Origin of the sequence: Pontibacter rugosus (assembly GCF_042678745.1) — a bacterium.
Lineage (GTDB): Bacteria > Bacteroidota > Bacteroidia > Cytophagales > Hymenobacteraceae > Pontibacter > Pontibacter rugosus.
In genome coordinates this window covers 1-10,522 of sequence record NZ_JBHTLD010000181.1, presented here as the reverse complement: position 1 = coordinate 10,522, position 10,522 = coordinate 1, and the positions used below count along the sequence as shown (strand labels likewise).

Below are 10,522 nucleotides of genomic sequence, written 5' to 3'. Positions count from 1 at the left end.
CATTCACGCGGTAACTCCTCAGGGGTTTATCTTGAAACTAGTCCTCTTTGTTTTTGCCTACACCATCAATAAATGTATATAATCGCAACTTGAGTTACTTAAATGAAAGCTGCCCAAGGCCGCGCTGTAGAAAAAGTATACAGCTAAGAATTACGATGGCTGGTAAGATGCCCCGATCAGGGAGCTGCATGGCAGGAGAAACGATGGCACCGAGCGTAATCATAACAGCCATTTCCGTTAACGTAAGCTGTGCATTCATACGCTTGCCAAGCATCCTGAGTATGAAGATTAAAAATAAGTAAACGATGATAGTCCGAAATAATGTCTCGAGCATAAACTCCACCGGAACCTCTCCGATTATAATACGCCTCCAGTTCCACAATTCTAATCCATCCTTGTTCATATAGAAAAGGAATACGCCATACGCAATGTGTAGTTATACATATTTGTTTGCACAAACAGCAATTGCTTAAGTATTTATACTTAAGCAATTGCTGTTTCACCTAACTCTGAGATCTAGTAAATGCTTTAACAATAGTTTTATATGATATTGCCTCTTTACAAGTTTAAAAATGTCAGATACTTCAAGGAAAAGCTCTTCTTTAGGCGCTTAAGTAAAAACCCTCCCAAAGAATTAGCATAAACTATAAAAGTGCCTTAATTTTGCGCATGCCAGAAAAAATACTCATCCTCGATTTCGGCTCACAATACACCCAGCTTATTGCCAGAAGGGTTCGCGAGCTCAATGTTTACTGCGAGATTTACCCGTACAACAATGTACCGGAACTTACAGAAGAAGTAAAAGGCGTTATATTTTCAGGTAGCCCCTGTTCTGTACGCGACGCTGAACATCCCACCATTGACCTTAGCCAGTTTGTAGGTAAAATACCTGTACTTGGTGTGTGCTACGGCGCCCAGCTTATGGCTTTTGAATATGGTGGCGAAGTTACTCCTTCTACAATCCGCGAGTATGGTCGTGCCCGCCTTACTGAACTGCACAACCACGACCGCCTCCTGAAAGAACTTACTTTAGGTTCAGTGGTGTGGATGTCGCATGGGGATACGATTTATGAGATACCGGAAAATATCGAAGTAATAGCCAGTACAGACAGTGTGCGTGTAGCTGCTTATAAGTTCCGGGATCATGAAACGTATGGTATCCAGTTTCATCCGGAAGTAACTCACTCAGACGAAGGCAAAACACTGCTACGTAACTTTGTGGTGCATATTTGCGGTTGTGTGCAGGACTGGACTTCAGAGCAGTTTATAGAAGCTACAGTTGCCGATCTGCAGCAGCAAATTGGTAACGATAAAGTTGTACTTGGCCTCTCAGGCGGAGTAGACTCGAGTGTGGCCGCTATGCTCATTCACCAGGCTATTGGCAAGAACCTGTACTGCATATTTGTAGACAATGGCCTGCTACGCAAAGACGAGTTTGAAACAGTGCTGGACTCTTATAAGCACATGGGGCTTAATGTGAAGGGCGTTGACTCAAAAAGCAGATTTTACGAGGCCCTAGCCGGAATCAGTGATCCTGAGTTGAAGCGCAAAGCCATTGGCCGAGTTTTTATAGAAGTATTTGATGACGAAGCACATCAGATAGAAGATGTAAAGTGGCTGGCACAGGGAACGATTTACCCGGACGTGATCGAGTCTATGAGTGTGAAAGGTCCTTCTGCTACCATCAAATCGCATCATAACGTAGGGGGGTTGCCAGACTACATGAAACTAAAAGTAGTGGAACCACTAAAAACTTTGTTTAAAGATGAAGTACGCTTAGTAGGTAAAACCTTAAAAATCGATGATACTATACTTGGCCGTCACCCGTTCCCGGGACCAGGCTTGGCAATACGTATACTTAGTGATGTAACGCCACAAAAGGTAGCTATACTCCAGCAGGTAGACCATATCTTTATCAGCAACCTGAAGAAAACGGGCTTGTATGACGAAGTGTGGCAGGCAGGCGCTATTTTAACACCGGTACAATCTGTTGGTGTTATGGGCGACGAACGCACCTATGAAAATGTGGTAGCGCTGCGTGCTGTAACAAGTATAGATGGTATGACAGCCGACTGGAGCCGATTACCGTATGAATTCTTGGCTGATGTGTCAAACGAAATCATCAATAAAGTAAAAGGCGTTAACCGCGTTGTGTATGATATAAGCTCAAAACCACCAGCTACTATTGAGTGGGAATAATTTTTGATACAACATGAGATAAAGACAAAGGATGAAGGACAAGTATAAGAAACGTCTTTTGTCCTTTGTCTTTTGTCAAATTATCAAACCATATGAGAAAAAGCACCTGGAAAAATATAGCCAGCCTGGCAATTGTTGTGGTTTTAGCGCTACCAGCACAGGCTCAGACGCAAGACCCGGCCACAGCTTATAGCAACGGCAAGGTTCTGCTGCAGCAGCAGCGCTATGACCTGGCCATGGCTGAACTGAAACCCCTGACTCAAAACGGCAACTACGGCCCCGAGGCATCTTATTTCTATGCCTTGGCTGCGCTGAAAAGCAATAAAGTAGACGACGCGTACCGCACACTACTGCAACTGCAGAATCAGTTTGCCAGTTGGGACGGTATGGCAGATGCAGATTACCTGCTGGCAAATGTGCTCTTTGAGCAAGGCGAATATGAGCGGGCTATCAGCAAGTTACAGGAGATCCAGGGTTCTGCCTTAGCAACTGATGCGGAAGGCCTTATACGCTACTACCTCACCCGCTTGAATGACAGACCTAAGTATGAGCAACTCCTTAAGCGATTTAATTCTGATAAAACTGTCGCCCAGGTTTTTGCCGACAAGCTGGTGGGCGGATGGTACCGCGCGCAAGATCGCCAGACATTAGAGCGACTTGTACAGCAGTTTAATTTTGACCGTAGTCGCTACCTTAGCAAGACTGCTTTAACGAATGCCGGTTTCGAAGTGGCACTGTTGCTACCTTTCCAGCTGAACCAGGACTTGGCCCAGACTGCCCGTAAAAACCAGTTTGTGACGGATATGTATGCCGGCATGAAAATGGCGCAGGACTCGCTGCAAAAGCAGGGCATCAACCTTAAGCTCTATACTTACGACACCAGCGCAGATACGATGAGCGTGAAAGCGGTATTAAACAAGCCGGAGCTGAAGCAGATGGACCTGATAATCGGACCAATCTACAAATCTGCCGCTAAGGTTGCTTCCCGGTACGCCCAACAAAACGACATCAACATTGTAAACCCGCTTTCTCAGGATCTGGAGATGGCAAAAGGCTTGAGCAATGTCTTCCTTTTTGAGGCGTCTGTTGCCACACAGGCGCGCCAGGCGGCTACGTATGCTTATCAGAATTTCACACCTAAATCAGCTATTATTCTTTTTGAGAGCGCAAAAGAGGATACCACTTTTGCTTACCACTACCGACAGCAGTTTCTAAAGCTGGGTGGCAAGGTGAAAGTATACAAGAAATTTAATTCTGCCCAGTCTTCGGCCACAGCCACGCTCTTCCGCGGCCTGAACCTGCAGGAAGTGGGTCACATGGCTGTTTTCTCTGATAAAATGACGGCAGCCGTAAATGCCACAAGTCTGCTACAGAGTAATGCACGTGAACTTCCGTTGATAACGTATGATAAGTGGCTGGACATAAACCAGATCACCTTACGCCAACTGGACGATTTACAAATATACTTCGTAAGCCCGAAGCACGTAGATAAGCAGAGCCCGACGCATACTTGGTTTAAGAAAACCTACACAAACAAGTATGGCCTCCCTCCTTCTCAGTACGCTTACTCAGGCTTTGAAATGCTCTATTACTTCGGGCAGTTGTTGAATACCTATGGCCCGCAGTTTAATCAACAGCTAAGCACATCTGGCATACAACCTGGCGTCATCCTAACAGGTGTCGGCTACACTAACAGATCACAAGCAGGTCAGCTGCAGCCAGACAACCAGTATGTGCCCATAACAAAACTGGAGAATCTACAACTAACCGTTGTAAACCCTGTTCAATAATCGGATTTCTATCAAAGACATATATTCATATGATACAAGCAGCAACAAGTAATGACCTTTTCCTTCGGGCGCAAAACAGCATTCCGGGTGGTGTAAACTCACCTGTTCGTGCTTTTAAAGCTGTAGGTGGCAACCCAAGATTTATGGTGTCAGCCAAAGGCGCTTACATGTTTGATGAAGATGGCAATAAGTTTATTGACCTGATCAATTCGTGGGGCCCAATGATATTGGGCCATGCATCAGAACTAGTTCAGAAAGCGGTACAGGATGCCATTCCTAACTCTCTATCTTTTGGAGCTCCTACCCGCAAGGAAATAGAGATTGCCGAACTCATCGTTAGCATGGTGCCAAGTATAGAAAAGGTACGCATGGTTAACTCCGGTACAGAAGCTACTATGTCTGCCATACGCGTAGCCAGGGGCTATACCGGCCGCGATAAAATTATCAAGTTTGAAGGCTGCTACCATGGTCACGGCGATTCTTTCCTGATTTCAGCCGGTAGCGGAGCTATCACGCTAGGAGTACCTGATAGTCCGGGTGTAACCAAAGGCACTGCGAATGATACCCTTACTGCCCCTTTCAACAATTTGGAAGCTGTGCAGACGCTTGTTGAGGCAAACAAAGGCCAGGTAGCTGCCATTATTTTAGAGCCGGTAGCAGGCAATATGGGCTTAGTTACACCTGCCGATGGTTTCTTGCAAGGCTTACGCTCCATTTGTGACAAAGAAGGTATTGTGTTGATTTTTGATGAAGTGATGACAGGCTTCAGGCTGGCTAGAGGTGGTGCACAGGAGCTGTACGGCGTTACGCCAGACCTAAGTACGCTTGGCAAGATTATAGGTGGTGGAATGCCTGTAGGCGCCTATGGAGGCAAAAAAGAGCTGATGGATTATGTAGCTCCTGCCGGACCTGTATACCAAGCTGGAACGCTTTCAGGCAACCCTATCGCCATGTCGGCGGGTATGGCTATGCTTACCTATTTAAATGAGCACCCAGAGGTGTACACGCAGCTAGACCATACTGCTGGGAAAATGGTAGCAGGCATGCAACAAAACCTTGAACAGTCAGGCCACAAATTCACCATAAACCGTGTGGGCTCTATGTTTAGTATCTTCTTTACAGATCAGCCTGTTAATGATTTTGAGTCAGCAAAAACATCTGACACAGCAATGTTTGGGCGCTATTTTAATGCCATGTTACAACGAGGAATTTACCTTGCACCGTCACAGTATGAGACGCTGTTTGTTTCAACTTCAATTACTGAAGATCTGGTGGAGCAGTACGTGCAGGCAAGTATTGAAAGTATAAAAGAGGCGCTTGAAGCTAAATAGGCTACAGCCTTTGCTAAGCGGGTTGCTACTTTTTACTAGTCTAGTAATTGTCATCAGAAAATTTGCCAAATTCTTTTTGATAATCATTTCTAACTTTTAATCTGGCGCAGCACTAGCAACCCGCTTATACTTTAAATCAGTATCCTGAAAATGATTATACTTCATTCTTTGCGCTATACACTGCCTGTAAAGAACCTGGCAGCAAATTCATATCTCTTCCTTCTGTACTTCTACCAGCACATTTGTTTGGTAAAAAAATCTTCTAAATCTTATTTTTCGGTTTAACCAGGCAGTTTTAATTATTACTTTTACGCTCCCAATTTACCACCATCATGATTTTAACAGATAAACAGATATTAGAGGAAATACAAAAGGGTACTATCCTGGTAGAGCCTTTTAACCGCGACTGCCTTGGTACAAACTCGTATGATGTGCATTTAGGTCGTTACCTCGCCAATTACAGAGATGAAGTTTTGGATGCGCGCAAGCACAATAAGATTGATACATTCGAGATTCCAGAGGAGGGCTTTGTGCTGGAACCTGGTAAGCTATACTTGGGAGTAACATTAGAATACACTGAAACACTGGCACACGTACCTTTTTTAGAAGGAAAATCCAGTGTGGGTCGTCTGGGTATTGATATTCACGCTACGGCAGGGAAAGGTGATGTAGGCTTTTGCAACACCTGGACTTTAGAAATATCTGTTTCGCAAAAGGTAAGAATATACTATGGCATGCCAATCGGCCAGCTTATCTACTTTGATGTGAAAGGCGGCATAGAAAATTACTACAACACGAAACAGGATGCCAAGTATAATAACCGCACCATCACACCTGTTGAGTCTATGATGTGGATGAATGAGTGGTAGCTAGCTAAATAACCTTATTATATCACCAAAAGCCCATTTAATGTCAGATTAAATGGGCTTTTGGCATAGTATCTGCACTATATACACTACAAACTTTACAACAAGCTGCGGAATTATCAGCACCCACACAGCGTTGTAATCAACTTAACACACCATAAAACTATAGAAAGGGATATTATGAAGAAACTACTGGTAATGATTTGTATGACATTCGGATGTGTTTTTGCATCTAAGGCAAGCGGAGATAAATCTTCTGCAGCTGTGGTTAGCGCCAGAGCCAATAACTTGTCAGATCAAATGATCAAAAGCCTTCGTCTGAACAACTTTCAATCATCAAAAATAAGAGAGATCAATACGCAGGTTGCAGAGCAGATAACTGCCATAGAGCAGCAGTATGCTGGCAACGAGGCAAAAATAAAACAACTGACGCAAGAAGCTTTTACAGCTCGGGACCTATACCTGGAAGAGGTTTTAAGCACCGTGCAGTATAACAAATACTTCAATAGCCGTTCGGCTTATGCTGCCATTGACCAAGAATTTATGTCAACGCTGGCAGATAACTCTAACAGCAACGTGTTAGCAACTGTAAGCGCCCAGCAGAACCCTAAAGCTGTAGCTGCTAACTAAGCAAGTATAAAACTTACACATCATCATGTGTAAGCAGAACCACTCCTCTTTCGAGATTTGGTTCTGCTTTTTTTTGCTTTATAGATTCAGCTAGGATCTAAAGTGCATTCAAAGCTACATTTAGCCACTTTAGCTCAAGCTGATAACATGTGTTGATTTGTACCAGCTCCCCTCCTGCCCTTGTTAAGCACATTTCGCGAATTGGATTGTGCTACAAACAAGTATAAATTAAACAGTTAGCCTCCTGTTGCACGTATAACTGAATAGGAATACATTAAACAACAGGAAAGGACGGATAGCTATATGAAAAGAAAATGGATATTGGCTTGCATGATGCTGGGATCAGCGTGTGCTACAAAAGCCAGCGGAAACAAATTGTCTTCCAATGCAACTGAAAATAAAACTTCTACGGCATTAGCAAGTGCCAGAGCAGATCATTTGTCAGAAGAGATGATTCGTGGCCTACAGCTAAATAATTATCAGTCACAGAAAGTGAGAGACATTAACTTGAAAGTGGCTGAAGACATTACAGCCATTGAAGAAGAATATGCCGGTAATCAGGCTAAAATTGATGAACTGAGTAATAAAGCGCGAGCCGAACGCGACCGTTACCTGGAGAGTGTATTAAGCACTGTGCAGTATAACTCATACTTTAATAAGCGTAAAGCTTATACTAATATAGATAAAGAATTTGTAACGGATGTAAAGCAGTCTGATGCGTCAGAAACAGATGGAGCTATGGCCAATAGCGATTTGAAGACTATTGAGTAACAGCACAGCATTAGCTTTATAAACAGCAGCGCCGCCTCCATAACTGGGGCGGCGCTGCTGTTTATGCTCAGGCAGGCTTATTTACCTTCATTCTTGATACGGTCCTGCTCTACATGTTCCATCAGCTCTTTGCAAAGGGCCTGAATTTTCTTCGCCATCACTTCATCGCTGGTGGCAGTAGCGATGCTCTGCGCCATGGCACCCATCGTATCGATGTAAAAATATTTCATTTCATCCACAGGCATATCCTTCGTCCAAAGGTCTATTTTCATAGTACCAGCCTCATCACGGTCCCAAAGGGAAATGTTTATTGCCTTGGCAAAGTGTATCTTATCTCCCGCATCTGTTGCTCGCCAGCTGATAGCTTCTGGCACACGGTTATCATCTAAGGCTATGCTAAAGTATATCTCTGATTTCTTCATCGACTCAATTTTAAACTTTATTGTATATAATTCTCGTAATATGCTTTGATAGATATATAAGCACAAAGTTACAAGATGCGCCACTTAATTAAAACACCCTTATTGCTTTTTACCTTTTTCATCCTGATCGGATGTACCAAAACCCCTTCCTCTTCAAATAAAGGGAAGCTGAACACCATTGCCTTCTATAATACCGAAGATCTATTTGACACTCAAAACAACTCTAAAACCAAAGACTACGCATTCACCCCAAACGGAGGCATGCAGTGGACAGAGGAGCGCTATCAACTAAAACTCAAAAATATCGCTACTGTTATAGCAGGTATAGCAGGAGACGATGGACCTGCCATTGTAGGGTTGGCCGAGGTAGAGAACAGGCAGGTAATGGAGCACTTGATCAACACTTCCCCACTCAAGAAGTATAAGTATAGCTTCGTACACTATGATATGCCTGACAGCCAAGGTATGGACGTGGCCCTGCTCTACCGGCCTAAGGTCTTTAAACCTACTTCTACTGCAAGTATAAAAATAGATTTCAAGGACAAGGCCTACAGCTCCAGAGATATCCTGCAGGTAAAGGGAGAGCTGCGTGGTGAGTTAGTAACTATTTACGTGAACCACTGGCCGCAACGTATTCAAACTCGCCGAGGGAGAGCCGATGATAGTAAGCTACGTGCTGCCGCAGCAACACTACGCCGAGAGATAAACAAACAACAGGCGGCTGACCCAAAAGCTAAGATCATCGTAATGGGTGATTTTGACACAGAGCCACGCACACCGGTTATGCAACAGGTACTAAAGGCTACAGGGCGGCCTAACCCTGCATATAACGAAGAACTATTTAATACACATTTCCTGCTTTATGTAAACGGTCTTGGCAGTTACCACAGCCGGGGAGATTTTATGATGGTGGACCAGATCATGATCTCAAAATCGCTGATTGATGAGCAAGGGGGGCTGCAATACGTCCGTGGATCGGCAGGTATTTATGATCCGGTCGCTATTAAGTATACCCTTGGCAAGTATAAAGAAACACCACGCAGCACCTATAACGGCAATTTATACTTGGGCGGCTTCTCTGATCACTTCCCAGTATATATCAAGGTGCGTAAGGCTAAGCGCTAAATAGCAAAAGAAGCAGCCATGGCAGCTCTGCTAAGTATGTATAGGAAGGGTAATGCAGAAAGTAGTACCCTGCTGCTGTTCCGTGTCTACATCTATCGTGCCTCCGTGTTGCTCTACCAATGTGCGTGTTATACTTAAACCTAAACCTACTGAGCGCTCACCACGCACACCACTTCTACCTGCTCTGGAAAATGGCTTAAATAAGTGCTGCCGCATGTCCTGTGGTATACCAACACCATTATCAGAAATTTTCAGCAGTACCTCCTGTTCGTTCTTTTGAAGAAAGATATCTATGCGACCTTTGTCTTGTGTAAATTTTACAGCATTTGAAATCAGGTTATCAAGCACACGCTTAAATTTATACTTGTCTAGCTGTATTAAAAGAGCTGCACCTGCTTTCTGTACCGAAAGCTGCCTGGTTTCTTTTAATTGAAGCTGCCAATCTTCCTCTATTTCCTCTAATACCTGGTTCAGGTCATGAGGCTCAAAATCAAAATTTTCCTTCTGTTCATATCGGGCCATCTCTAGCAAATCATTGATGATGGTCTTCGAGCTCTGGCAGCACTTCAGGATCATTTCATGCATCCTTATCTCTTGGTCTTCCGGCATGGTTTTCTTCTGCAGCAGCTTTGCCATCATTTCTATATTGTTGAACGGCCCTTGCAGGTCATGTGCAACAATACCTAAAATATCTGTTTTAGCCTTGCTCAAACTTTCCAGCTCCAGGTTCTTCTCTTCTATCTGCCTGAGCTGCATGAAGTGATTTGCGCGGAAACTGTAATTTAATCGGCTGATCAGAAAAAAGAAGAGGATCAAAAATACAGAACCAGTCTGGTTCATAATCAGTCGGTCCATCGTTAGATCAAGAAGGGTTACTCCTGCTACAAACGTTGCCTCAACCAGCAAGCTCAACAACAAGACCTCTTTAAGCTCCAGCACAATTAACACAGCCACCAAAGACAAGCCCAGCAGATACATCGTCATGTTATTAATAGGGCTGCCCTGCACCGCTACCGACATAAGAAGGCAGGTGATAGCAAACACAAAAGCATACATCAGGTAAATAAACCGGTAGACGGAGTAGGTTTGTGCCGATGGCCGCCTGCGCAGAACTGAATCGGCTACAAAGACCAGCAGCCCTAAAATGGCATAGCTGCTGTAGGCGTAGCGGTATATAGCGGCTCCGGCAAATTGGCTGCTATAATCAAAGAGCATGTTGCTGACAAGTACAATAGCTGCTATACCAAACCATACCCTCGACAGAAGGCGCACCGCTTTGATGTTGTGGAGAAGATAATGTTGCTTGAAATCAGCTAAGTAAGCTTGAGGTGCAGAGCGGTACAGATACAGCTTCATTTATAATAGTATAAAAAAACGAAGCAATTTAT

10 protein-coding genes are annotated in these 10,522 nt (G+C 44.0%); 7 read left to right on the top strand and 3 right to left on the bottom strand.

What is annotated here, in order from left to right; all coding sequences use genetic code 11:
• Nucleotides 1-94: 94 nt before the first annotated feature.
• A complete protein-coding gene (locus ACFQ2O_RS16610) occupies nucleotides 95-403 on the bottom strand; it encodes a hypothetical protein (RefSeq protein WP_377530280.1) in 309 nt (102 codons plus the stop codon).
• Between the two features lie 266 nt (nucleotides 404-669).
• Here ACFQ2O_RS16610 and guaA point away from each other — a divergent pair, with 266 nt between their 5' ends.
• The 6 genes from guaA (at nucleotide 670) to ACFQ2O_RS16580 (ending at nucleotide 7,587) form a co-directional block, all read left to right on the top strand.
• Nucleotides 670-2,199, top strand: a complete 1,530-nt coding sequence (gene guaA, locus ACFQ2O_RS16605) for a glutamine-hydrolyzing GMP synthase (protein WP_377530278.1) — start codon at nucleotides 670-672, stop codon at nucleotides 2,197-2,199.
• 92 nt (nucleotides 2,200-2,291) lie between these two features.
• On the top strand, nucleotides 2,292-3,989 hold the full coding sequence (locus ACFQ2O_RS16600; protein WP_377530274.1) for an ABC transporter substrate-binding protein: 1,698 nt from the start codon (nucleotides 2,292-2,294) through the stop codon (nucleotides 3,987-3,989).
• Between the two features lie 29 nt (nucleotides 3,990-4,018).
• Nucleotides 4,019-5,320 (top strand): glutamate-1-semialdehyde 2,1-aminomutase, encoded by a 1,302-nt coding sequence (hemL, locus tag ACFQ2O_RS16595; RefSeq protein WP_377530271.1) that lies wholly within the window; start codon nucleotides 4,019-4,021, stop codon nucleotides 5,318-5,320.
• Nucleotides 5,321-5,652: 332 nt separating this feature from the next.
• Nucleotides 5,653-6,189 (top strand): dCTP deaminase, encoded by a 537-nt coding sequence (gene dcd, locus ACFQ2O_RS16590; RefSeq protein ID WP_377530268.1) that lies wholly within the window; start codon nucleotides 5,653-5,655, stop codon nucleotides 6,187-6,189.
• A 177-nt stretch (nucleotides 6,190-6,366) separates the two neighbouring features.
• Complete coding sequence (locus tag ACFQ2O_RS16585) at nucleotides 6,367-6,816, top strand: hypothetical protein (RefSeq protein WP_377530264.1); 450 nt, start codon at nucleotides 6,367-6,369, stop codon at nucleotides 6,814-6,816.
• A gap of 303 nt (nucleotides 6,817-7,119) precedes the next feature.
• Entirely contained in the window at nucleotides 7,120-7,587 is a 468-nt protein-coding gene (locus ACFQ2O_RS16580) for a hypothetical protein (RefSeq protein WP_377530261.1), read from the top strand.
• A 77-nt stretch (nucleotides 7,588-7,664) separates the two neighbouring features.
• On the opposite strand, the gene gldC is transcribed toward ACFQ2O_RS16580, so the two are convergent.
• Nucleotides 7,665-8,009: a gliding motility protein GldC gene (gene gldC / locus ACFQ2O_RS16575; RefSeq protein WP_377530256.1), complete on the bottom strand. Its 345-nt coding sequence runs from the start codon at nucleotides 8,007-8,009 to the stop codon at nucleotides 7,665-7,667.
• 75 nt (nucleotides 8,010-8,084) lie between these two features.
• Here gldC and ACFQ2O_RS16570 point away from each other — a divergent pair, with 75 nt between their 5' ends.
• A complete protein-coding gene (locus ACFQ2O_RS16570) occupies nucleotides 8,085-9,134 on the top strand; it encodes an endonuclease/exonuclease/phosphatase family protein (RefSeq protein WP_377530252.1) in 1,050 nt (349 codons plus the stop codon).
• A gap of 30 nt (nucleotides 9,135-9,164) precedes the next feature.
• On the opposite strand, the gene ACFQ2O_RS16565 is transcribed toward ACFQ2O_RS16570, so the two are convergent.
• Nucleotides 9,165-10,490, bottom strand: a complete 1,326-nt coding sequence (locus ACFQ2O_RS16565) for a sensor histidine kinase (protein ID WP_377530248.1) — start codon at nucleotides 10,488-10,490, stop codon at nucleotides 9,165-9,167.
• Nucleotides 10,491-10,522: the final 32 nt, after the last annotated feature.